We start from the raw sequence: 24,125 nt of genomic DNA on the forward strand, positions 1-24,125 counted from the left end.
TCGATGGTGTTGCTCTTATTGTCCTCCTATTCTTTTATATATGAAAATTCTGGTTTGCTATCTAACTATAGCAGGCATATGAAAGGAAAAATAGCAAAAAAAGCCGTGACGAGGATGTCACGACTTCATTACGGCATAGTTTTGCAGGCATTCGAGAAACAGTTCCCCGTACTTCTCGAATTTCGCCTCGCCTACTCCTTTGATCTTGAGCATGGCCTCTCTGTCAGTCGGGCAAACACTGCTCATTTCCTTCAAGGTACTGTCTGGGAAAATCACGTACGGAGGAACTTTTTGTCGCGTCGAGATTTCCTTGCGCAACGCGCGCAGGTGCTCGAACAACTCGTCATCCTCTGTCAGTTGCACAGGACGTATCGAGATTTTTTGCACGACGCGCTCTTCGCCCCGCAGAACAGGCAATGCCCGCTCCCCCAGCTTGACGATTGGATATTGGCTCTCCGTTACTTGCAGATAGCCTTCGGCAATGAGGAGCTGGATCAAGTCTGCGATCTCTTTTTCCTTGTATTCCTTCATCAGACCGTACGTAGGCAACTGATCGAAGGAAAACTGAGTGACCTTTTTATTCTTCGAGCCTTTCAGTACCTGCGCGACGAGTGCGGCACCGAAGCGCTCTCTCATACGTTTGACGCAGGAGAAAATCTTCTGTGCTTCGAGCGTAATATCGGACAGCTCGGTCTCATCGGTACAGTTCGCGCAACGTCCGCACGCGGCAGCATCTGTTTCTCCGAAGTATTGCACGATGTTTTGCTGCAAGCAGCGCGGCGTCCGGCAATAGTCGATCATCGCGTACAGCTTTTTGTACTCAAGCTCCTTGCGCTCGTCCAGCAGTTGATTCTGCTCGATGAAAAACGTTTGCGTCTGGATATCCTGTGGCTGAAACAGTAGAATACACTCACTTGTCTCCCCATCGCGTCCAGCACGGCCTGCTTCCTGGTAATACGCCTCCAGGTTTTTCGGCATGTTGTAATGAATGACGTAGCGCACATTGGACTTGTCGATTCCCATGCCAAATGCGTTGGTCGCGATCATCGTCCGGACATCATCGAACAGAAATGCTTCCTGGTTGGCCGCACGCTCCTCCTCCGTCAGTCCTGCATGGTATTTGGTCACAGCAAAGCCACGCTTGTCCAAATCTGCATGCAAGGCGTCCACGTCTTTTCTCGTTGCCGCATAAATAATGCCCGCCTGCTGCTTATTCGCCCGCAAGTACGCCTGGATGAATTCTCGACGGTTCTCCCCCTTGCGTACAGACAAGATGAGATTGTCTCTGCCAAACCCTGTGATAAAAAGGCGCTCGTCCTTTAATTCTAGCTGTCGCTTGATGTCCTCGGTTACCTCTGGAGTCGCTGTGGCGGTCAAGGCTGCGACGAGCGGGCGCTGTGGCAAGGATTGAAGAAAACGGGCAATCGCCAAATAACTCGGACGGAAATCATGCCCCCACTGCGAGACGCAATGCGCTTCGTCCACTGCTACAAACGAGATCGGTACATCCTGAATCAGGTTTTGGAACGCTTCGGATTCCAAACGCTCCGGGGCGATATACAACAGCTTGTACTCTCCCTGAGCCGCCATACGCAGGCGATCGCGAACCTCGCTATAATCCAATGAGCTGTTAATTTGGGTGGCGGGAATGCCCATGCTGACCAGCACGTCTACCTGATCCTTCATCAGCGAGATGAGTGGGGAGATCACGATGGTTACGCCGTCCTGGAGCATCGCTGGGACTTGATAACAGATCGATTTCCCGCCCCCTGTTGGCATGATGCCTACGGTGTCATGTCCAGCTAACAGGCTTGTGATGATTTTCTTCTGGCCTTCTCGAAATGATTCGTAGCCAAAGTACTTTCGTAAAATCTCTTGCGCTTTATCTAACAAAGAGAATCACCTTCTCTTTCGACAGGAATTTTCAATGGGTCTCTATTAGTGTAAACATAGGGATTGGGACAAAACAAGGGGGACTGGTTGGTTTGAGTCAACATTGTGGAGGGGAAGAAAAAGCACAGTTCTCTTCGACTCTGACACGCCAGCAGGGGGGATTGACTGGCCGTCTCCACTTAAAAAAGGGGACCGTCGAGCCAAAGCCACCCTATGGGCGGAAGTATCTCAAAGAAGAAGTGTTCGACAAGCGTGGTCCCCTTTTTTAAGTTCCGACTGGGTGGGCGTTGTCAAGGTCTGCGAGCCCTGTGCTTTTTCTTCTCACCGGCTTTGCTGGTTCATCCATACCTTTTCTTACAATACAAAAAGCACCACATGGGTGCCTAATAAGTAGCCTATGAAGTTACCGAATAGATGAATCGTTTTTTCTGTAGAAGCCAAATGAACAAGTAGACCACATACCCAATAATACCGCCCGCTGTATTCAGGAGCAAATCATCGACATCGAATGTTCCGACGTTCATTACGAGTTGTGTCAGTTCCACACCGAAGCTTAACATTAGGGATAGCAGGATGACTCTGAACAGTGAGCCTGCTTTTTTCGGGAACAAAAGCGGCAGCAAGAAGCCTAGCGGCATGAAGGCGATCACGTTTCCTACGAAGTTCACCGCACTATGCCAGCTTTGGTTATACCGAATGCCTTTGACATAGTTTTCGATTTCGTGAAACGGCACCAAATTACTTCGGTGGCGCAACCGGTCCGCAATCACAGACGGATCGCTCCAAATGATTTTCCACTGGTCCAATAGCAAGCTGGTATCTAAACTGCCGAATTTAAACAGCAGTACCTTCACGACGAGAAACAAGTAGAGGGCAAACACTGCATAACCAGCAATAGCAAGCAGTTCTGTCGGTCTCTCCATTTTTTGCACGTTATCCATTGTCAAACCCTCTCTCCATCTGATTCGCGTAAAAGCGTCAACCCAAAGAATATGGTGAGCATGAGCACAGCCCATGTTGTTTTCCTCATAAAAAAAGCCCTCCTACACCTGCAAAAAACAAAGGCTGTAACCTTCATGCAGTCAGGATAGACTTTTCGATTAAAATTAACGGAAACGAAAGGTAAAGAAAAAGTAAAGCTTTTCTCAAATGCTTGAGATTGTACGTGGCAGCCGAACGGTAAAGGTCGTCCATTCGTTTGTGCTTTCGACGGAAATGCTGCCTTGGTGCAAATCGATGATGCTTTTGGCGATAGCGAGACCGAGACCCGAGCCTCCTGTCTCTTTCGAACGTGAGGCCTCCACCCGAAAAAAGCGTTCAAACAAGCTCGGCACATATTCAGCCGGGATCGGCGCTCCGTTATTGGCGACAGAAATCGCGACACCTTCTCCTTGCTCGAAGACGCGAATGATAATTTCTGTACCATCGTGTCCGTATTTCACGGCGTTGGAAATGAGGTTTTCCAGAACGCGAACGAGCTTGTCGGTATCTCCTGCCATTTCGATTTTTTGATCAGGCGTATCTACGATTAAACGCAGCCCTGCCTCATTCGCCACGAGTCGAAAGCCAACCGATACTTGTTCAACCAGCTCTACCAAGTCAAACTGCGTTCGCTTCAAATACGCCCCGCGATTGCGGACCTTCGTGTACTCAAACAAATCATTGACGAGCACGTTCATCTGTTTGGCCTTCTCATAGGCAATATGTGCGTAATGCTTGAGCTTCTCTTCGTCCTGGTGTTTGTTCTGCTCAATCAGTCCAAGGTAGCCAATGATGGAGGTCAACGGCGTTCGCAGATCATGGGAAACGTTGGTGATCAGCTCATCCTTCGATTGCTCCAGCCGCCGCTCCTCCTCCATCGCATCTAAGGCGCTTTTGACTAGAGCATGGATGCTATCGACGACTTGGCCCAAGCTGCCGTTCGGACGAATGGAAATCTGGTGGTGATAGTTGCCTTTTGCAATGAAATGCAGCTCGTTAATGATTTGTTCCATTTGCTTTTGTTCCAAGTACTTGCGGATACGAACGACGGACCACGCTGCAAACATACCGGTTGCCAACAAAATAATTGGGATTTTAAAGGAGTTGATATCGAAATTGACCCGCAACTTCCAGATGAACTCTCTGATTTCCGGGATGGTGTACAAATAGTTGTTGGCAAAAAAATCAGCCATTTGAAAAACAGCGTAGATGATCATGAGGCCAAGCAGCAAATCGAAAAGGATGCGAATAAAATCCTTGGCTCTAAGCTTCAATTTTGTAGCCGACCCCCCAGACCGTCTGTATCACCTTCTCGCCATTGGTCGCCTTCTCCAGCTTTTCTCTCAGATTGCTGATGTGAACCATTACCGTCTTGTAGGAAACGAAATTCTCCATTTTCCAGCAGCGGTCAAAAATTTCTTCCGAGCTGAATACCCGATTCGGATGACTTGCCAGAAGATGCAGGACGGAAAATTCCAATGCCGTCAGCTTGATCGGGGTGCCTTCCTTTGTCTGAACGAAGTGACTTTGCTTGTCGATAATCAATGGCCCCGCCTCAATCACATGATCCTGTTTGTTTGCCTGCGTGTAGTTCGACCGTCGCAGGAGAGACTTGACCCGCGCAATCACTTCCAGCGGATTAAACGGCTTCGCCACATAATCGTCTGCACCCGTCATCAAGCCCAGGATTTTGTCCATATCATTCGTTTTGGCACTCGCCATCAGGATGGGGATGGTCGAGTTTTTTCGTATTCGCTTAGTCACTTCCAGCCCATCCAGATTGGGCATCATCACATCCAGAATGACGAGATCAATGGGCTTCTGCTCCAGCCTCTCCATCGCTTCCAGACCGTCAAAAGCCTTTTCGATCTCATACCCTTCGTTGCTCAAATATATCGCCATCAGCTCTACAATCTCTTTGTCGTCATCTACAATCATAATCCTCACGGACAAACACCTCCGAACTCGTGCATGGTAGATATAGATAGCATCACTATATCAAGAATTGTTAAAGAAAAGGTAAAGCAAGTGATTGTTTATTATCATTATCGCCATTCCGTTCACAAGACCAACCGAGCGAGTGAGAGAGCAACATTTCAAACATCCCCTTGTGTTATAACTAACTTGAATTTCAATTAGGGGAGATGAAACCATGCGTAATTTGAAAGGGAAAATGGCATTGGTAACCGGAGCAAGCCGTGGGATTGGTCGTGGCATCGCATTACGTCTGGCACAGGATGGCGCATTGGTCGTCGTACACTATGGAAGAAGACAAGAAGAAGCAGAAGCAGTCGTACAGGAGATCGAACGAACGGGAGGCCAGGCATTCGCAATCGGTGCAGACTTGCGCACCCTTGACGGCATTCGCGATTTCTATGCGACATTGGACGAAGCACTGCAGAAGCGTACAGGAGATCATCGTTTTGACATTCTCGTCAATAATGCTGGGATCGGACAAATCTTAACGCTGGAAGAGGCTACCGAAGAATCGTTTGACGAGGTCATGAACATCAATGTCAAAGCACCGTTTTTTATGATCCAACAAGCTTTGCCCCGCCTAAGAGAGGAAGGGCGTATCATCAATCTCTCATCCTTTGTGACTCGTGCAGCTTCCCCAAGTGTGTTCACTTACAGTATATCGAAGGGGGCTATTAACACACTGACGCTAGCTCTGGCTAAACAACTGGGGAGCCGTCATATTACGGTAAACGCGATTCTGCCGGGCATTATTAACACCGAGATGAATGCTGGCACGTTGCAAAATAATCCGGATGGGCAGAAGTACGCCGCTGGACTTTCCACCTTCAACAGATGGGGAGAACCTGATGATGTAGCGGATATTGCCGCCTTCCTCGCTTCCTCGGACAGCCGTTGGGTAACCGGTCAATTGATTGATGCAAGTGGCGGCTCGCATCTGTAATGGTTCTCAAAAAAATAACCGATGGCCACAAGCACGGGACCATCGGTTTTGTTTATGAGGATGCTATTCTTTTGGATGAATCATTTGTTCAGGGCGCACGACTTGATCGAATTGCTCTTCGGTCAGCAAATTGCTCTTGATCGCCGCTTCCTTGAGAGTGATGCCTTCTTTGTGAGCCAGCTTCGCTACGGCTGCCGCATTTTCATAGCCAATATGCGGGTTCAGCGCCGTCACCAGCATCAGCGAGTTGTTCAGGTTTTCTTTGATCACTGTCAGATCAGGCTCGATGCCTACTGCGCAATTGTCGTTGAAGGACTTCATTGCGTCTGCCAACAATCTTGCGGATTGCAGGAAATTGTAGATGATCACTGGCTTAAACACGTTCAGCTCGAAGTTCCCCTGGCTAGCAGCAAAGCCAATGGCAGCATCGTTGCCCATCACTTGGCACACGACCATCGTCATCGCTTCGCTTTGGGTCGGATTCACCTTGCCTGGCATGATGGAGCTGCCTGGCTCGTTCGCTGGAATGATAATCTCACCGATTCCGCAACGCGGGCCGCTCGCCAGCCATCTCACGTCATTGGCGATTTTCATCAAATCCGCTGCCAGTGCTTTCAGGGCACCATGTACATGAACGAGCTCGTCATGGCTGGTCAGCGCGTGGAACTTGTTTTCTGCGGTCATGAATTGATGGTTGGTTTCCTTGCTGATTTCTGCCGCGACCATTTCACCGAAGCGCGGATGCGCATTGATGCCTGTTCCTACCGCTGTTCCGCCAATCGCCAGCTCACGCAGGTACTCATTGCTCTCCTTGATCATCTTTTCGGATTTTTCCAGCATGCGTACCCAACCGCTGAATTCTTGGCCCAGCGTCAGCGGAGTCGCGTCCTGCAAATGCGTACGACCGATTTTGATGATATCCATATAGGCTTCGCTTTTTTCTTTCAGCGTTGCCTTTAACAGCTGGAGTGCAGGCAGTACTTGCTCCTCGATAGCGACCAGTCCAGCCATGTGCATCGCTGTCGGGAATGTATCATTGGAGCTCTGTGATTTATTCACATCATCGTTGGCGTGGATGCGAGCCGAGCTGCCCTTCTCTTGAAGCAATTGGTTCGCGCGATGAGCAATGACTTCGTTAACGTTCATGTTGGATTGCGTACCGCTGCCAGTTTGCCAGACAACCAATGGGAAATGCTCATCCCATTTTCCCTGGATCACTTCATCTGCTGCCGCCACAATCGCTTCTGCCTTTTCATTGTCGAGCTTGCCCAGCTTTTGATTCGCCAGAGCAGCACTTTTTTTCAGGATGGCAAACATGCGAATCAATGGAAGTGGCATTTTTTCTTCGCCGATTTCAAAGTTTTGGAAGCTACGTTGTGTTTGGGCGCCCCACAGCTTATCCGCCGGAACCTTTATTTCTCCAATCGTGTCCTTTTCAATTCTGAATTCCATCTCGCATCCTCCTCAATATCGAACGTATTACTTATGTCAAAAAGGGAATGAAGCAGTTCTTCTCAACTAAAATGATAATGATTTTCATTCTTGTTAGCAAGGGATGAAGTGTTTTTTCAGAAAGAATAATGCTGTCCTCCAACGGTTGTGGTCGGGGGAAGACATGTGACAGAGCTTTCGTACAGCTTGTGTGTAGTAGGAGCTTTTACAACGTTTTGTAAGCAACTCAGGGAGACTTCATGAGCTCCCTTCCAAGAAGTAAACAAAAAGCCCCCGTAGAAGAAGCGCATTTCCAGTCCAAGCGCCTCTGGAGCCCGACCCAGCGTAGGAAAAAATGGCGGGGAATTTCAGCTTCACCTATGGAATCCTTCCTCGAAACATCTACGTTTGAAGCGCTCCCGCCATTTTTTCCGAAGCGGACAGTCTTCACCCTCAGCAGGGCGGAGGCCGAAGCGTAGACTGGAAATGCGCTTCTTCCCTCACGACAGCCACTTGAAAATGAAATGAAAAAGACGAAAGCCACACATGGCCTCCGTCTTCTAGTATTCCTTATTATCTGCTTTCTACTTCTACCGAAATGACATGATCGACGGCCTTCAGCAAGCTGTAAATATCTGTCGTATACGTATTTTCCGATGCCGTAATCATCATTTCCAGCTTTTGCAACGTATTGTCCAAGTCTTTGACTTTGACCCGCTTCACTTGCAGATCGAGGTGCTTAATCTGCTTGAATACCAAATCTAAATCGCCCCCGCCTTCGACCACAATCTTGATCGACAAATCTCTTTGTCTGAGCGATTCCGGACCAATCAAGCGAAGAATGATCGGGAACAAATTAATCGCCAAAATAATGAGGATCGTCGCGGTTACTGCCTCAAAATAAAATCCTGCTCCTACTGCAATCCCAAGTCCAGAAGCTGCCCAGACCATCGATGCTGTGGTCAAACCCGAAATGACATCATTACTCCGGCGTAAAATCACACCGGCCCCAAGGAAACCGACACCGCTCACAATTTGAGCAGCCAGTCGAAGTGGGTCCATATTGGTGTGTCCGGGCATGGAGAATCGATGCACGGATTCAATGGAGACAATCGTAATGAGACAGCTCGCTACCGAGATGACCATACTGGTTTTGACACCAAGCGGTTTGTGTTTGAGCTGTCGATCCATTCCGATCAGTAAACCCAGAAATAGTGCGACTCCTAGTTTTAGCAAAAAATCATACGTCATGAATGCCGAGAGTGACATGAGTTTCTCCCCCCATCTGCCTTGATGTCAGGTTATCTTCCATTTCCTATGATAGAAAGTATATATCGTCTTGCTCCTAGTGTAAACGAGCCCTTGTCTGTTCATGCAAAAAGCGGAAAACCCCCTTATGAGGGATTTTCCGCTTATCTGTTTCCTTATGAATGGCTGCGAATCATGCGTTTCTGTAACGACAGCAGACGTCCAAAAAGGAAGATGGCACCGGCAGCCAATCCCGTAATCAGACCAATCCAGTATCCGAATGCTGCAAGCGAAGTGAATTGCGCCAGAATGTATCCCAGAGGCAAGCCAATCACCCAATAAGATATCAGCGCAACGATAAAGGTAACGGTCACATCCTTGTACCCGCGCAGCACCCCTTGAATAGGAGCCGCAACGGCATCAGAGATCAGGAAGAGGATCGAGTACATCAAGAAATGCTGGGCAAGCTCCAACACCTCGATGTCGGTCGTGTAAAAACCAGCCACTTGCTCACTGAACATTAGCAAGCTAATTCCAAACATGAGGGCGATACCAAGAGCGATACCTATCCCCATATAACTGTACTGCTTCGCGTCCCGGAACCTTTTGGCTCCCACCTCAAAGCCCACGACAATCGTCAACGCCATGGATATGCTCAATGGCACCATGTACAGGAATGATGCGAAGTTCATCGCTGCCTGATGCGCCGCAATCGTAATCGTGCTGTACTCACTCATGAACAAAGTGACGGCCGCAAAAATGCTAACCTCGCAAAAGATCGAAAATCCGATAGGAAGCCCCAGCTTCAGCAGCTCTTTCCATGCTTTCATCGAGATCCGGTGAAATTGGGAGAACAAACCGAACTCAACGAATGGGTGTACGCGATTCACGACAAACAGCGTAATCAGCAAAATACACCAGTACGTAATGCCAGATGCAAGCCCAGCACCGATTCCGCCCAGTCGAGGCAAGCCAAAGTTACCAAAGATAAGAGCGTAGTTCAAGAAGACGTTGATCGGCAATGAAAGCAGGGTAATGAACATCGTTACCCGTGTTTGTCCTAATGCGTCGATAAAGCAGCGGAGCACCGTATAAAGAAACATCGGAATAATTCCAATAGCGATTGCATGCAGGAAGCCGCGAGCAATCGTGCGCACCTCAGGCTCCAGTTGCATCCAGTTCAGGATCGGATCAAGCACCAAACCACCGATGATGATGACACCGACCGCAATCCCCACACTCAAATACAAGGCTTGCATAACCGTGTAAGGAACCTGCTCTCGTTTTCCTGCCCCTACCATCTGGGCAACCATCGGCATGACAGCCATCAGAATCCCCGTCAAGCCTGCTTGAACCGGAGTCCACAGACTAGCCCCAATCGCTACACCCGCCAAATCTGTCGGACTGGCATGTCCAGACATGATGGTATCGGCGAACGTCATCGAAAATAGCGCCAGTTGTGATATCAAAATCGGAAGCAATACAGCCAAAAACTGTCGCCATTTTTCTTTTAGCGAATAGGTTTCGTTCAATTTTTCATTTCCTTCTAACCTTATAAGATGGGCAAACAATCCCGGATCAATGTAGCAGGAGACTGTTTATCGTTCAAATTATAAGTATATCAAAACAAGTAGGAATCAGCAAAATACTGGGTGCATTTAGACAAACAAAAGCCCAGGGAGATCACCCGGGCTTTGCAACATTATTCAACCAGCTTCCATACATCGGCTTTCCCTGGCTCTTCGCCCTTGGTCCACCATTTTGCCTCATAAACCTTGTCTTCGTAGTTCACTTGCGCTCCGCCATCATACGCTTTGCCGGAATCCCACGACAGTACGACATCGCCTACCAGTTTCCACGCATCGGAACGGTCTGGCTGTTCACCAGTTACCCACCATTTTGCTACGAATTCCAGTCCATCATACAAGACACGGTCTCCCTGTACATACACAGCAGAGGAATCCCACTCGGCGATTTCACCTGGTACTTCAGGCTTTTTCTCTGTTGTGCTTGCAGCAAAAGGTGCGCTCTCTTCGGAAATATTACCTGCCGCATCAACTGCCTTGATCGTATACGTATAAGATGTTCCTGCTGTTAATCCTTTATCAACAAAGGAAGGCTGCTCGACTGACCCTACACGGGAACCGTCACGGTACACCTCGTATTTCACTACGCCGACATTGTCACGGGAAGGACTCCACATGAGGTCGATTTCTGTCTCTGTTGGATGGTGAGTCATGATTCCTGCTGGTGCCGTCGGTGCTTCTGTATCCACGATATCTTCAGCTTTTGTGCGAACGGTAAGTGCTTTGCTCGCGTTAGACTCTTTCCCTTTTCCATCGACCGCCACAACGGTGTAGCTGTAAGCCGTAGCAGGCGTCAAATCTTTGTCCGTGTAAGCTGTTTCTTTCGTTGATGCGATTAATTTACCATCGCGATACACATCGTATTGCTTGATTCCCTCAGATGCCACGGATTTTGTCCAGCTTAGCTCAATGCTTGTAGCTGTTTGCGACACAGAAGTTACATTGCCTGGAACGGTAGGCTGTTCTACGACTCCTGTTCCCGTGTTAATCAAATTCACGTCAATCGCCTGATAAAACGCCATGCCCGTATCAGCAATTTCCCAAACAGCCAAAATAATGTGGTAACCGCTGCGATCTGTCGGTACATTGCACGAATGCGTTACCGTGAATGGCGGTCTTTTCCCTCCGTCCTGGAACGAACAGAACAGTTCCAGATCCGCTCTGGCAAGCGGCTTGTTAGGATTCCAATCTTTTTTCGTGATGTAATATTTCCACTCCGCTGTGCTATGCGGGGCTGTTAGATTCCAAGTAAACGCATTTTGTCCACCCTGCAAGGTAACCTTGGTCCAGCGATCTGCTGTTTGTGCGTAAAGCTCCGGATAGCGGCCTGCACCGGTAAATTCACCATCAGCCGGACCCGATTGCGGGAACCCTCCAATGCCCTCCACGCTTTGCGGTTCCCATTGGATTTGACCGCAGCCTGTGTTTTGCCCCGTCTTACACAAGTAAGACCGACTCGCTGGCGATTCGATGTACCCGTGAGCCGAGGCTTTCTCAGCGAACACGAGAGTAGCTGCGCCCGCCACCAGCATCATTGCCAGCATGAACAAAAGCGACAGCCCTTTACTGCACAGTTTGTTTCTCAACCCTACAGTATCCATTTATCTATCTCCTCTTTTCTGGATTAGGATCGAATACCATGTTACAGAAAATTTTTCCAGTATTACAGATTCTGAATACCTAAACCAAAACCTACCAAATACCCGAATTCCAGTCAGAAAATAGGGAGATGATTCGGGAGTGTATACCTATGCATAAAAATTTATATGTTTCTTTCGGGACTTTTTGATCAAAAAAAATTGCCTGCCGAAAATAATATTCTCAGCAAGCAACTTTTATCACATCAAGAGCAACGGAACGATTTTCCCGTCATTTACATCAATCAACCCCAGATCCGTCAGCTTCAAGGCTGGACTGACCGGTAAGGAATGCGTGCTGATCGACATAATCGGGTTGTAGTGATCGTAACCGAGCGACTCCATAGCACGACGAAGTTGCTCGACTTCCTTTGCGGTTTTTTCCAATGGTTCTTCTGTCAAAATGCCTCCGACAGGCAAATGAAGGCTCGCGATCACCTTGCCATCCTCGACCACGTAAAAGCCGCCCTGGTTACGGATGACTTCATTGGCTGCGACCATCATATCGTGCGGATTGTGTCCGACAACCAAGAGATTGTGGTTGTCATGCGAATAGCTGGTGGCTACCGCCCCTCGCTTGATCGTATCGCCGCTGATCAAGCCGTAACCGCGATTGCCGTTTTTGCCATAGCGTTCAAAGACGGCGATCAAGCCGTACGGGCTCTCCTCCCACAAAAGTTGTCCTTCCCGCACCTCAGCGATTCCACGGTGATCCTCTGTAAAAGTAGAACCGTTTTGCACGAGCATGACCCGACATGGATAGCGATTGTCCGGCACATCTACTGTGACGCGGAAATCTTGCTCTGTAAGCGGCGATAGCTTGATGCTCTCATAAAAATGCGCAGGAAACTGCTTCTCTTTGACCACTTGTCGGTACTCTTCCTTGGCGTCATAAGCTTTTTCCCCATTTTTGTAGACGCGTTCGATCTTGAGTTCATGCAGATCGGATAGTAGCAGGAAGTCCGCTATTTTGCCAGGAGCAATCGCCCCTCGATCCGTCATGTTCATACGTCTGGCTGGGGTAAATGTACTTGCGTAGATCGCGCGCTCCGGCTGCATGCCCATTTGCATGGCTTTTTTCACGATATGGTTCAAATGTCCACGATTGACCAAAGAATCGGTCATCACATCATCCGTCACGAAACAAAAATGCTCAGAAACATCTTCCTTGATTAAATAGTCCATGACTTCATCCGTCATCGATTTTTCTTGAATCTCCAGAAACATGCCCGCTGCAATTCTCGCTTCCATGCCCTCACGCGTCTGGTGCGTATGATCGGAGTCCACCCCCGCATAAATGACGCGATGCAGGTCCAAATCGAGCAATTTCGGGACATGCCCCTCGATAACGAGCTTTGGATACGTTTTGCGGATATGCTCCAGGATGCGATTCGTCTTGCAGTCAGGGTCCTTGATGATGTCTACATAATTCATGATTTCGCCGAGGCAAATGATCTCTTCAGAACGCAAGAGCTCGTCCATGTCTGCAATCTCGACAGACCCACCTGTCGTTTCCATCGAGGTAGCTGGTACGGAGCTCGGGATCGCGTACAGCATATCAACGACACAATCACGGCTCGCACGAATCATCTCTTTGATCCCTTCGATTCCGAACACATTGGCCATCTCATGCGGCTCCGGTACGATCGTCGTCACTCCGTTTTGAATCAAGCCAAAGGAAAACGTCTCCGGTGTCACCATCGTGCTCTCAATATGCAAGTGAATATCGACCAGACCAGGAATCATGTAGCGGCCTTGTCCGTCCACGATCTCGGCAGCTTCAAATGTTTCCGTACCCCGCTCACCGATATAGAAGAAGCGTCCATCCAGTACAGCGACATTTCCTTTGATGAACTTTTTAAAATAGCTGTTAAACACTTGGACGTCTTGAATCAACAAATCGACCTTCACGAAAATAACCTCCTGTCTTTAGTCCACGAGTACCACTTTGTCTTTTGGAAACAGCAGATTGACGTTCAGGCCAGTCTTGTACGGTGTCTCCATCTCTTGATTGACCGTGAAGTCACCCAACTCTGTTTCCACGACATATTGATAGCTGCGTCCCAAAAACGTGCTTACCTTTACTGTTCCGCGCAGACGGTTCATTCCCGCCTCAGCACTCTCTTCTGTCGTCACGAGGAGGTCATCTGGTCGCATTGCGCATTTTTTGCCGGACGGATTCGCCGTACCTGGATTTTTGGACGCGGTAAAATCATGGTCCCCAACACGCAAGCCGATTTCTCCGTTCTGCTCGGTGCGCTCTGCGAAGTCGATGAAGTTGGTAAAACCGATAAAGCGGGCGATGAACTCCGTCTTCGGATATTTGAAAATCGTGGCTGGATCGTCGAGCTGCTCGATCACACCCTTGTTCATGATCGCCACCTGATCCGAGATGGAGAAGCACTCCTCCTGGTCATGCGATACGTACACAGTTGTAATTCCCAGCTCCTGCTGAATGCGACGGATTTCTACGCGCATGTTGATCCGCAGGTTGGCATCGAGGTTACTGAGCGGCTCATCGAACAGCAGCAGGTCAGGCTGAATCACCAGTGCCCGGGCAATCGCCACGCGCTGTCTTTGACCACCGGACAGCTCCTTCGGGAAACGCTTTTCGTAGCCGCCGAGACTCACGACTTCGAGAATTTGCTGCACCCGAGTCTTTACCTCTGTTTCATTGACCTTGCGCAGGCGCAAACCGAACGCCACGTTATCGAAAACAGAAAGGTGCGGAAACAGCGCATAGCTCTGGAACACAAACCCGAAGTTGCGTTTGTTGACCGGAACGCGCGTATAATCTTTTCCTTCAAACATGAACCTTCCATCTTTTGCTTCCAGAAAACCCGCAATCAAACGCAGTGTCGTCGTCTTTCCGCAACCGCTCGGACCGAGCAAAGAGATGAGCTGTCCTTTTTCGATATTGAGATTGAAGTTTTGCAAAATATATTGATTGTCATAGGCAACCGATACGTTTTCCAGCGTGAGCAATGCCATGAGTTGATGCCTCCGTTATCGTTTTGTAAAGTAGGAAAGCCCCATCAGACGTTCAATGATGAACATGAGAATAGCCGTAAGAATCATGAGCAGCACGGAAATCGCGGCGATCGTCGGATCGAAGTTGTTTTCTACGTACGTCAGCATCTGGATCGGCAGCGTGCTTACCCCTGGTCCCGTCATGAAAACAGAGATATCTACGTTGTTGAACGACTCCAGAAAAGCGATCAGAATCGCAGCAATAATCCCGGAGCGAATATTTGGCAAGACGACTTTGAAAAAGGTTTCGAGACGACCTGCCCCAAGGCTTAAAGCCGCTTCTTCAATGGCGAAATCAAAGTTGGACAAGGAAGATGCAATGACGCGAATGATAAATGGAAGCATCAGCACCGTATGACCGACGAGAAGTCCCGCATAGATCGGCAACTCGTACACGACGATGACGTATTTCAGCATGGCAAAACCCATCACGATGCCAGGAATCAGGACCGGTGAGATGAAAATGCCATTCAGGATGCCTTTGCCCCGAAAATCAAAGCGACTGAGCGCATAGGCAGCCGGAATCCCCAACAAGAGTGCCAATAGATTCCCTAACAAGGAAACGAACATCGACGTCTTGAACGTCGTCATGAACATTTCTACCTCAAAAATGTTTTCGTACCACCGCCAGGAAAAGCCCTCCGGCGGAAACTTCAAGACGCTCCCCGGCTCAAACGACGTAAAAGAAATGATAATGAGCGGCCCTAGCAAAAACAGAAAGACGAGAGAGGTAAACAGGGCCAACCCGCGATTTTTCTCCTGCATAGCTTCTACCCCTTCGGATTTAATTTCGTCGCCAGCTTGTTCATGAAATAGATGACGACAAATGTAATGACAATCATGATCGTGGCAATGACAGATGCCAAATGCCAATCATTAAGCGTAATCGCATTTTGATACAGGAACGTGGAGATGACCCGCTGTTTTCCACCTAGCAGGGCTGGCGTGGTGTAGGCAGTCAAGCTTCCGACGAACACCAGGATGCTACCGATGATGAGTCCCGGTACACTAAGCGGCACAATGACCTTCCAGAAGGCCGTCAACTTGGAAGCACCCAAGCTTTCCGCCGCCTTCAGCAAATCCGGGTCGATGTTTTCCATCACACCCACGAGCGTAATAATGATCAGCGGCAGGAACAAATGAATCAAACCAATCATCATCGCAGTCGGCGTATACAATATTTCCAACGGCTTATCGATGAGCCCGATTGCAAGCAGCGAGCTGTTCAACAAGCCCTTTTTTCCGAGAATAATCATCCAAGAGAACGACCGCACGACAGAGCTGGTCAGCAAAGGAAAAATCGCCAATGCCAGCAGGATGCCCTTTTTGCGTGGGCTGAGCTTGGAAATGTAGTACGCGGCAGGAAAACCAATCAGAACACATGCAATCGTCGTGACCAGACTGACCTGAAGCGTCGTCAGCATAATTTTCAGGAAGTACGCGTCGGTAAGAAATTGGAGATAGCCTTGGATTGTAAAGCTACCCTCTTGATAAAAGGTGGACGCAATCGTCATCACGATCGGAATGACCATGAACAGCGTCAAAAACAGCACACCTGGCAACAGCAATAAATAAAGACCCGTTTTTCTCATCTGATTAACTCCTGTTCACGGTATCGTCAGGCTTTCAATGCGCCGAGAAAACGCGCAAAGAACGCATCTGCATCTACGTCCAGACAGACGTTTATGTTCGGTTCTTTTTTCAGGCGGTTTTGAAAGTCGCAAACCGTTTGCCCATCACACAGCTCACTTCTCGTTTCGATATCCACATACAGCTTTTGCGTCTTCACCAGCTTCGGATCGAGTGCGACTGCGACAGCCAATGGATCATGCATGGCGCACGCATAGATGCCATTTCGCTGAAAATAGCGATGGAGGTAATCAGACGTACTCTGTCTTACGTACTCGCCCATCGGTGTATCTCCCAGCTCGCGAATATGCTCCTCGTTCAGCAGCACTCTTCGCGTCACATCCAGTCCAACCAGCGTCAATTGCGGGAATCCGGCATGAAACACAACCTTGGCTGCTTCTGGATCGACGTACATGTTGTACTCCGCAACTGGCGTTACATTGCCGTGCTCGCGGACCACTCCACCCATGAAAATGACTTCCTTGACGTGTTGGACAAGCTCCGGGCATTTTTTTACCGCCAGCGCCAAATTGGTCAACGGCCCCGTCATGATGAGTGTAATCTCGCCGGAATGAGCAAGTACGTTGTCTACGATGAAATCAGGAGCAAAGCCAGCAGTCGGTTCCTTGTAAACCGGAACTCCGGCAAGCGCACCTCCCAAGCCATCCTCACCATGTACGGCGTGCTCGAAAAACAACGGTCGCAGCAGCGGTTCAGACGCGCCACGGACGACAGGGATTTGCTCGCCGACTTGCAAGAAATCGAGAATTTTGCACGTGTTTTCTGTGGCTTTTCGCAACGACACGTTGCCATTCACCGTCGTAATGCCAACCAGATCCAATTGCCCGCTCTTCACAGCGAGAATAATGCCCAGCGCATCATCAATGCCCGTATCCACATCAAGAATGATCTTTTGCTTCACGAGTGGTCCTCCTCTTCCTCAAGAAAACGAGGGTATATCCGTAAATGTCTATACCCTCGCCTCTGTTTTTCTATCGTTCGTTATTGCGTGATTTCACGATTCCAACGGTCAATCCATGCTTTGGAGTGCTCGTTAACGAATTTCATGTCCAGCATTTGCAGCTTGCTTACAGTTTCTTCGCCGTACGTTACGCCTTTTGCTTCTTCTTCTGACAGTTGAACTGTCTTGTTTACAGGGGAATCGATTTTCGCTTTTGCTGTTTTCTCCTGAACTTCCTTGCTCAGCTGGTAGTTGATAAAGTCTTCTGCGAGTGCTTTGTTTTTCGAGCCTTTTACGATGTTAACCGTATTCATGACCGCATATCCGCCGCTTGCAGGTGCTACGAACACCGCTTCTGGCACAGCTGCTTTGATATCTTTAAAGTACATTTCCATGATCGGTCCTACGCCGATTTCTTCTTGGCCAAACATGTTCACGTATTCGGAGGTCTTGTCGTAGAACTTCACTACACCTTGGTTGACTTCTTTCATTTTCGCGAATGCTTGATCCTCGTTAAATTCCTTGCTGCCCGCTACCTGGGATGCACTGTCGAGAACCATTGGGCCTGTCGTAGACGTAATGCTTGGCAGTGTCAGCTTGCCCGCCAGCTCTGGGTTCCACAGGTCTTTCCAATCCTTGATCTCGGTTTTCACGAGCTTTGGATTGTAAGCAATCCCGAATTGGCCAATCGTATAAGCTGGACCGTACTCCTCGCCCAGTGGTGCTTTGGCAATATCATAGATTTGATCCAGATTCGTGATGCGGCTGCGGTCGATTTTTTCAAATGCGCCACTCTCAATTCCTTGCTGTGCATAGTAGTCAGAGAGGTAGATCAAGTCTACATCGGAGCTGCCTTGGCGAATTTTGTTCAGACGCTCTGCGTTGTTTCCGATTTCCAGCACGATTTTCACGTTATGTTCTTTTTCAAACGGCTCATATACTTCTTTGCGGAAAAAGTCTTCGGAGAAGCCCCATGTGGAGATGACCAGCTTTTGTGGTTCGCCCTTGGCTTCGCCGCCAGCCCCTCCCGCTTGTGGTTGATCATTGCTGCCACAGCCAGCAAGAGCCAGTGACATCACAGAAAAAGACAGGATTCCAGCAAGTAATTTTTTCATCGTAATTCTCCTCCAGTTGAGTTCATTTGATGACAAAATATGGTGTGACAATAAAAAGAAAAGTACCCTTGATTAGAACGTATCATTCTAAACAAGAGCACTTTTCTTCGTAAACAAAGAGAAGTGACACCCGTTTTTACGCAAAGTCTACGGTCTCCCCTTAAGATAGATCAAAAGAGAAAATCCGAACGATTGCGTCAGGTATTCAGTTCTGATTCAGCTAAAATAACATTCGTGATTGCCCACTGCGTAGGCGCATCATAGTCCCGCAACACAGCTTCCAACGGCAACCCCATCTCTTCTTCCAGTCGTTCTTTCAGTTTCTTCTTATAAAGAAGAGACATGCGAAAATCGACTTCGAGCTTGAGGGCCGGCGCTTCTCCTTCCAACGCTTGTGAGCGCGGAGAGCGGCGATGCTTGGCTTGGAACGTAATCATCTGATTTTCAATCGTGACTCGGAGCAAAGTCGTTCCAAATCCGAACAACTCTTTTGCTATCTCATTATAGATGGCAGACAGCTTTTTTCTGGTTTCATTGGAGTCCACTAGAGTCATGTCATCACCTGCGATAGCTGGTATCGGGTTCATTCGCTCTCATTATACAAATGATTTTTTAATTCTTCAATAGAATATTCGTATTTAGATCAATTTCACATTTTTCCACCAAGTCATTCGTTTGCAAAAACAGTTGACATCGAAAAAATCAGTCGTTATAATCCAACTATCCAAATAAGAATTAACAGCAATGTTTGGAATGATAATTTCATAGCACATTCTCTTATGAAGAGAGGTTGAGGGACTGGCCCTATGACACCTCGGCAACCTATCACAAACGATACGGTGCCAAATCCAGCGGAATTTATTCCGACAGATAAGAGAGGTATTGTTGCAGTGTGGATACATACTCGCAGTTTTCGCCTCTTCTGTCGGAAGAGGCTTTTTCTATTCCATCTTACATCCAGAGAAAAGGGGTATTTTCATGAAAAAGACTGGTCTACTGCTCACTACACTACTGCTCGCTGCATCGCTCGTAACGGCTTGCGGCGGTAAACAAGAAGCTGCGCCTGCTAACGGCGGCACTGCTGCTGAACAAACCTCACTCAAAGTGGGCGTCACTGGCGGCCCGCACGAAGAGATTCTCAACAAAGTAAAAGAAGTCGCCAAAGGCAAAGGACTCGACGTCGAAGTCGTCGTTTTCAATGATTACGTACAGCCGAACCAAGCGCTCGATAAAGGAAATCTCGATGTAAACAGCTTCCAAACCATCCCGTTCTTGGCGAAGTTCAATCAAGATCACAAAACAAAGATCGTCGAGGTCGGAAAAACCGTCACGTACCCAATGGGCCTATACTCCACCAAGCATAAAAAAGTCGAGGACATCCCGGCAGGCGGCGTTGTCGGCATTCAAAACGACCCGACCAACCGAGCACGCGCCCTCTTGCTCTATCAGGCAGCTGGCTTGATTAAACTCAAAGATGGCGTGGGCGACAACGCAACACCACTGGACATCATAGAAAATCCAAAAAATTTGCAATTCAAAGAGCTGGAGGCTGCTTTCCTGGCACGCTCGCTGAAGAACGTAGAGGTCGCTTCGATTAATACGAACTTCGCGATGGAAGCTGGCTACTCCCCGAAAAAAGATGCGATCTTCGCCGAGACGGCTGACTCTCCATACGTGAATATCTTGGCAGCCAACGAAACCAATAAAGACAACCCAGCTGTCAAAAAGCTGGTCGACATCTACCGTTCAGAAGAAGTGAAAAAATTCATCGACGAACGTTTTGAAGGAGCTGTACTGCCGTCCTGGTAAGATCGACGCCAGGAACATCAAGAACAACAAGGAGAACTCGTTATGATACAGCTAACCGATATTCATAAGTCGTATCAAGTAGGAAACAAGCAGGTAGAAGCATTGAAGGGCGTATCCCTGCAGGTGGAAAAAGGGCAAATCTACGGAGTTATCGGCTTTAGCGGAGCGGGGAAAAGCACCCTGCTCCGTACCATCAACCTGTTGGAGAAGCCGACCAGCGGTTCTGTGATCGTCAATGGTCAGAACATGCTGTCCCTCAAGGAAAAAGAACTGCGGCAAGCTCGCAAAAAGATCGGGATTATTTTTCAACACTTCAACCTGCTCTCTTCCTATAATGTCTTTGACAATGTGGCGGAAATCTTGCGGATGAATCGCGTCCCCAAAGATGTCATTAAGCGCAAGGTAGAAGACCTTCTCGGCTTGGTTGGCTTGTCTGATAAAGCAAACGCTTATCCTTCTCAGCTATCCGGTGGACAAAAGCAACGGGTGGGCATCGCTCGTGCGCTTGCGACTGATCCGGAAATCCTGCTCTGTGACGAAGCGACTTCCGCTCTCGACCCGCAGACAACCGAATCGATTCTGGAGCTGTTGCTCGACATCAATCGAAAGTTCAACCTGACCATCGTGCTGATTACACATGAAATGCAGGTCATCAAGAAAATCTGCGACCAGGTAGCCATCATGGAAAACGGCGTCGTCATCGAGCAAGGCTCTGTTCTGGATGTTTTCAGCAATCCGCAAGAGCAAACGACCCGTAATTTTATCAAAACGGTTTTCGACGATCAGGTACCACAGGAGATTTTGTCCAAGATAAAAGAAACTGGACCTGTCTCCAAAATTGTCCGCGTTGCTTTTCGAGGCGATGCCGCTCTCGATCCTGTCCTAGGAACACTGTCTGCACGTTTTCCGATTAGCACCAATTTGTTGTACGGCTCGATTACGACCATTAAGGGAACGGCTCTCGGCATTTTGCTTTTGCACATTTCCGGTGAAGACCAGGCCATTCAGGATGGCATTCGCTTCTTGCGCGAATCCGTCTACCGCGTAGATATTGTGTCACCAGAGGAGGTGCGGAGCTAATGGAGCGCTTGATTGAAATGATTCCGGTATTCGGGCAATCCCTGCAAGAGACTGTCATCATGGTCGGGTTTTCGTTGTTCATTGCGACACTGATCGGGATTCCACTTGGGATTTTGCTGGTCATCACACAGGCCAACCACCTTTTCCCGAACAAAATCATTTATCACACCCTGAACACGATCATCAACATTGTGCGTTCGCTGCCTTTTATTATCCTGATGGTTGCAATCATTCCTTTTACGGAGTTGATCGTGGGCACTTCGATTGGGATTGAAGGAGCCATTGTGCCGCTCATCGTCTATACATCGCCTTACATCTCACGCCTGATGGAAACGGCCCTGCATGACGTAGATCGTGGCGTTATCGAAGCGTACCAGGCGATGGGCGCATCCCGGACGCAAATTATTTTTCGCATCATGCTGCGTGAAGCACGGCCTGGCATCGTCCTCTGCCTGACCATCGCTACCATCGGTTTGATCGGTGCTACTGCTATGGCTGGCGCAGTCGGTGCCGGCGGACTGGGTGATCTCGCCTTGCGTTACGGCTACCAGCAATGGGACATCGAAGTCATGATCATTACTGTCGTCATTCTCGTCGTCTTGGTCCAGCTCATTCAATCGTTGGGCAACTGGGCAGCTCGAAAACTGAAAAAGAGCGCGTAAATCGAAGAACCCCTGACCAGATTGCTCGTCAGGGGCTTTTTTGTAGGTATTTAGACCGATCGTCACTGAAAGTTCGTTGGAATTTCGCCCGATATTCATGTAGACTTATATATAGAAATATAGAAGTCATTTAAATGAGAGGGGCTACTCAAATAACATGAAAAAACTCATCATGATGTTGGTTGCCGTAATGCTCGTACTCGCTCCAGCCGGAGGTTTCATTGATCACGCCGACGCGAAAGGCTATAAGTCCGGGAAAAAATCGTTCAATTCTAATACGGCTCCTACGAACACGCAAACGCCTAACAAAGCCGATACGAATGTAAATGCTTCAACAAATAAAGGTACGACCACAACTCCTGCTGCTACAGCAAGCAAAAGCGGCGGATTCATGAAAGGTCTCATGATTGGTGGTCTGGCTGGTTTGCTGTTTGGAACCCTGTTCGCTGACATGGGTATTCTGGGCTCCATCCTTGGCTTCATGATCAACCTGATGGCGATCCTCGCTGTGATTATCCTGATCCGCAAAGTGATCGTCTACTTCAAAACCAAGCGTGAGAAGGAACAGGAACTGAATGCATGGAAAAGATAACATTTTCTGAACAAGATATCATTAATGCGATCTGTATTCACGCAGCCTACAAAAAGCAGGTCAAGCCACAAGATATCTCCGTCGAGTTGATGTGGGACGAGGAGTATGGCTTCTCTGCTGAAATACACTGGATGGATCGCCAACAAATCTTCGTCGAGATTAATATGATTGAAGCGATTCGCTACTACCTGGAGACCCAGATGCAGCGCAACCCTTATTCCGCCGGTATCGAGCTGGTATTGGACGACGAACAAGGGATCATCGCTCATATTACCTACTAAAACAGGATAATCATTTGTTAACCTAAGGCCAATTTGTTCACGCATGTGAGCAGGTTGGCTTTTTACATATTGAATTTGACCTCGTTCCGTTATATACTTTAACTTAGTGAAAATGATTATCATTACTATGTTTACTTATACAGGTACATACTTTCATAAAAAGGAGTTGGCCCATTGTGGAGCGCTTATACACGCAAAAGCTGGACATCGGATACGGTGAGCTTTCCATTGTCAAAGACTTGAACATCAGCATTCCTTCTGGAAAAATCACTGCCCTGGTCGGTGCAAACGGTTCTGGTAAATCGACGATCCTCAAAACTCTCGCGCGGATTATGAAACCAACAGGCGGACAAGTATTTTTGGACGGCAAATCGATCCACCAGCAATCGACCAAGGAAGTCGCCAAGCAACTGGCGATTTTGCCGCAAAACCCTACCGCACCCGATGGCTTGACCGTGTCTGAGCTCGTTACCTACGGCCGCTTCCCCCATCAAAAAGGCTTCGGCTCCTTGACCAAGGAAGACAAGGAGATCGTAAACTGGGCTATCTCCATGACCGGCATGGCCGATTTCCATGATCGTCCGGTCGACCAGCTATCCGGCGGTCAGCGCCAACGCGCCTGGATTGCGATGGCTCTGGCGCAAGGAACGGATATCCTGTTCCTGGATGAGCCTACGACCTTCCTGGATATGGCTCACCAGCTAGAAGTTCTCAAGCTTCTGCAAAAGCTGAATGACGAAGAAAATCGTACGATCGTCATGGTCGTCCACGATTTGAACCACGCAACCCGTTATGCACAGCACATGGTTGCAATCTCTCGCGGTACCGTTGTCGCTGAGGGAAGCCCTGCTGAAGTCATGACGCCTGAGATGCTGCGTAAAGTATTCAACATCGAAGCAGACATCCTGACTGATCCTCGCACGGGTGTACCGCTCTGCCTCCCTTATGAGCTGTGTCATGCTGTGGATCAAAAGCAACCAAACGAAAACACTCCCCAACCTGTTTACACGGAAGAGCGCAAGCTGGTTGGAGCCAGATAATTGTTAGATTCCGCAAGCAAAAAGCCGGTTTTCACCACGTTTTACGGTGTAACCGGCTTTTTGCTATCCCTACCGATTACAGTTTTTCTGAATTTACTTCCGCTGATATTCTTGTTGTTCCCGGTTGCAGTCCGCCGAATTTCCAGTTGATTTTGGAATACGATCCCCAGCCACCGTTTGACTCGGGTTCACCTAAGAAGGCACCTGCTTTGTTGGTAGAACAAATAAGA

23 protein-coding genes and 1 riboswitch are annotated in these 24,125 nt (G+C 48.5%); of the genes, 8 read left to right on the plus strand and 15 right to left on the minus strand.

Annotation, left to right across the window (positions count from 1 at the left end):
* Positions 1-117 precede the first annotated feature (117 nt).
* Positions 118-1,893, minus strand: a complete 1,776-nt coding sequence (gene recQ / locus EL268_RS30800; protein ID WP_106654947.1) for a DNA helicase RecQ — start codon at positions 1,891-1,893, stop codon at positions 118-120.
* A gap of 92 nt (positions 1,894-1,985) precedes the next feature.
* Here recQ and EL268_RS33035 point away from each other — a divergent pair, with 92 nt between their 5' ends.
* A complete protein-coding gene (locus tag EL268_RS33035) occupies positions 1,986-2,162 on the plus strand; it encodes a hypothetical protein (protein ID WP_164724546.1) in 177 nt (58 codons plus the stop codon).
* A 126-nt stretch (positions 2,163-2,288) separates the two neighbouring features.
* Here EL268_RS33035 and EL268_RS30805 read toward each other — a convergent pair whose 3' ends face one another.
* The 3 genes from EL268_RS30805 to EL268_RS30815 all read right to left on the minus strand — a co-directional run bounded on the left by EL268_RS30805 (position 2,289) and on the right by EL268_RS30815 (position 4,812).
* The gene (locus tag EL268_RS30805) at positions 2,289-2,834 is read right to left on the minus strand and encodes a VanZ family protein (RefSeq protein ID WP_106654948.1); all 546 of its coding nucleotides are present in this window, start codon (positions 2,832-2,834) and stop codon (positions 2,289-2,291) included.
* 204 nt (positions 2,835-3,038) lie between these two features.
* Complete coding sequence (locus EL268_RS30810) at positions 3,039-4,148, minus strand: sensor histidine kinase (RefSeq protein WP_106654949.1); 1,110 nt, start codon at positions 4,146-4,148, stop codon at positions 3,039-3,041.
* Positions 4,138-4,812, minus strand: coding sequence for a response regulator transcription factor (locus EL268_RS30815; protein WP_373863430.1), 675 nt, complete (start codon positions 4,810-4,812; stop codon positions 4,138-4,140). Before EL268_RS30815 ends, EL268_RS30810 begins: the two co-directional genes overlap by 11 nt.
* Positions 4,813-5,026: 214 nt before the next feature.
* Here EL268_RS30815 and EL268_RS30820 point away from each other — a divergent pair, with 214 nt between their 5' ends.
* A complete protein-coding gene (locus EL268_RS30820) occupies positions 5,027-5,794 on the plus strand; it encodes an SDR family oxidoreductase (RefSeq protein WP_106654951.1) in 768 nt (255 codons plus the stop codon).
* 63 nt (positions 5,795-5,857) lie between these two features.
* Here the strand turns inward: EL268_RS30820 and fumC are convergent, their stop codons facing one another.
* The 11 genes from fumC to EL268_RS30880 form a co-directional block, all read right to left on the minus strand.
* Positions 5,858-7,246 (minus strand): class II fumarate hydratase, encoded by a 1,389-nt coding sequence (gene fumC, locus EL268_RS30825; protein WP_106654952.1) that lies wholly within the window; start codon positions 7,244-7,246, stop codon positions 5,858-5,860.
* Between the two features lie 552 nt (positions 7,247-7,798).
* On the minus strand, positions 7,799-8,476 hold the full coding sequence (locus EL268_RS30835) for an MgtC/SapB family protein (protein ID WP_115984399.1): 678 nt from the start codon (positions 8,474-8,476) through the stop codon (positions 7,799-7,801).
* A gap of 173 nt (positions 8,477-8,649) precedes the next feature.
* A complete protein-coding gene (locus EL268_RS30840) occupies positions 8,650-10,005 on the minus strand; it encodes an MATE family efflux transporter (RefSeq protein WP_106654955.1) in 1,356 nt (451 codons plus the stop codon).
* Between the two features lie 170 nt (positions 10,006-10,175).
* Positions 10,176-11,660 carry a lytic polysaccharide monooxygenase gene (locus tag EL268_RS30845; RefSeq protein WP_106654956.1) on the minus strand — a complete coding sequence of 495 codons (1,485 nt, stop codon included), beginning with the start codon at positions 11,658-11,660 and terminating at the stop codon, positions 10,176-10,178.
* A 237-nt stretch (positions 11,661-11,897) separates the two neighbouring features.
* On the minus strand, positions 11,898-13,607 hold the full coding sequence (locus tag EL268_RS30850; RefSeq protein WP_106654957.1) for an adenine deaminase: 1,710 nt from the start codon (positions 13,605-13,607) through the stop codon (positions 11,898-11,900).
* Positions 13,608-13,625: 18 nt separating this feature from the next.
* Positions 13,626-14,687: an ABC transporter ATP-binding protein gene (locus EL268_RS30855; RefSeq protein WP_106654958.1), complete on the minus strand. Its 1,062-nt coding sequence runs from the start codon at positions 14,685-14,687 to the stop codon at positions 13,626-13,628.
* Between the two features lie 15 nt (positions 14,688-14,702).
* Positions 14,703-15,491 (minus strand): ABC transporter permease, encoded by a 789-nt coding sequence (locus EL268_RS30860; protein WP_106654959.1) that lies wholly within the window; start codon positions 15,489-15,491, stop codon positions 14,703-14,705.
* A gap of 5 nt (positions 15,492-15,496) precedes the next feature.
* Positions 15,497-16,318, minus strand: coding sequence for an ABC transporter permease (locus EL268_RS30865; protein ID WP_106654960.1), 822 nt, complete (start codon positions 16,316-16,318; stop codon positions 15,497-15,499).
* Between the two features lie 26 nt (positions 16,319-16,344).
* The gene (locus EL268_RS30870; RefSeq protein WP_106654961.1) at positions 16,345-17,277 is read right to left on the minus strand and encodes a nucleoside hydrolase; all 933 of its coding nucleotides are present in this window, start codon (positions 17,275-17,277) and stop codon (positions 16,345-16,347) included.
* Between the two features lie 80 nt (positions 17,278-17,357).
* The gene (locus EL268_RS30875) at positions 17,358-18,431 is read right to left on the minus strand and encodes an ABC transporter substrate-binding protein (RefSeq protein ID WP_106654962.1); all 1,074 of its coding nucleotides are present in this window, start codon (positions 18,429-18,431) and stop codon (positions 17,358-17,360) included.
* A gap of 197 nt (positions 18,432-18,628) precedes the next feature.
* A complete protein-coding gene (locus EL268_RS30880) occupies positions 18,629-18,985 on the minus strand; it encodes a Na-translocating system protein MpsC family protein (protein ID WP_174769461.1) in 357 nt (118 codons plus the stop codon).
* 220 nt (positions 18,986-19,205) lie between these two features.
* Positions 19,206-19,308, plus strand: a riboswitch (SAM riboswitch).
* Positions 19,309-19,409: 101 nt separating this feature from the next.
* Between EL268_RS30880 and EL268_RS30885 the strand changes: the two genes are divergently transcribed.
* From EL268_RS30885 to EL268_RS30910, 6 genes are all read left to right on the plus strand, one after another.
* Complete coding sequence (locus EL268_RS30885) at positions 19,410-20,240, plus strand: MetQ/NlpA family ABC transporter substrate-binding protein (protein ID WP_106654964.1); 831 nt, start codon at positions 19,410-19,412, stop codon at positions 20,238-20,240.
* A 42-nt stretch (positions 20,241-20,282) separates the two neighbouring features.
* Positions 20,283-21,320: a methionine ABC transporter ATP-binding protein gene (locus tag EL268_RS30890; protein WP_106654965.1), complete on the plus strand. Its 1,038-nt coding sequence runs from the start codon at positions 20,283-20,285 to the stop codon at positions 21,318-21,320.
* Positions 21,320-21,982 carry a methionine ABC transporter permease gene (locus EL268_RS30895; RefSeq protein WP_017246619.1) on the plus strand — a complete coding sequence of 221 codons (663 nt, stop codon included), beginning with the start codon at positions 21,320-21,322 and terminating at the stop codon, positions 21,980-21,982. Before EL268_RS30890 ends, EL268_RS30895 begins: the two co-directional genes overlap by 1 nt.
* Before the next feature lie 157 nt (positions 21,983-22,139).
* Positions 22,140-22,574, plus strand: coding sequence for a hypothetical protein (locus EL268_RS30900; protein ID WP_106654966.1), 435 nt, complete (start codon positions 22,140-22,142; stop codon positions 22,572-22,574).
* Entirely contained in the window at positions 22,562-22,855 is a 294-nt protein-coding gene (locus EL268_RS30905; protein ID WP_106654967.1) for a YxcD family protein, read from the plus strand. The genes EL268_RS30900 and EL268_RS30905 overlap by 13 nt, the downstream gene beginning before the upstream one ends.
* Before the next feature lie 176 nt (positions 22,856-23,031).
* The gene (locus EL268_RS30910) at positions 23,032-23,895 is read left to right on the plus strand and encodes an ABC transporter ATP-binding protein (protein WP_106654968.1); all 864 of its coding nucleotides are present in this window, start codon (positions 23,032-23,034) and stop codon (positions 23,893-23,895) included.
* Positions 23,896-24,125 lie beyond the last annotated feature (230 nt).

The organism is Brevibacillus brevis, from assembly GCF_900637055.1.
Lineage (GTDB): Bacteria > Bacillota > Bacilli > Brevibacillales > Brevibacillaceae > Brevibacillus > Brevibacillus brevis.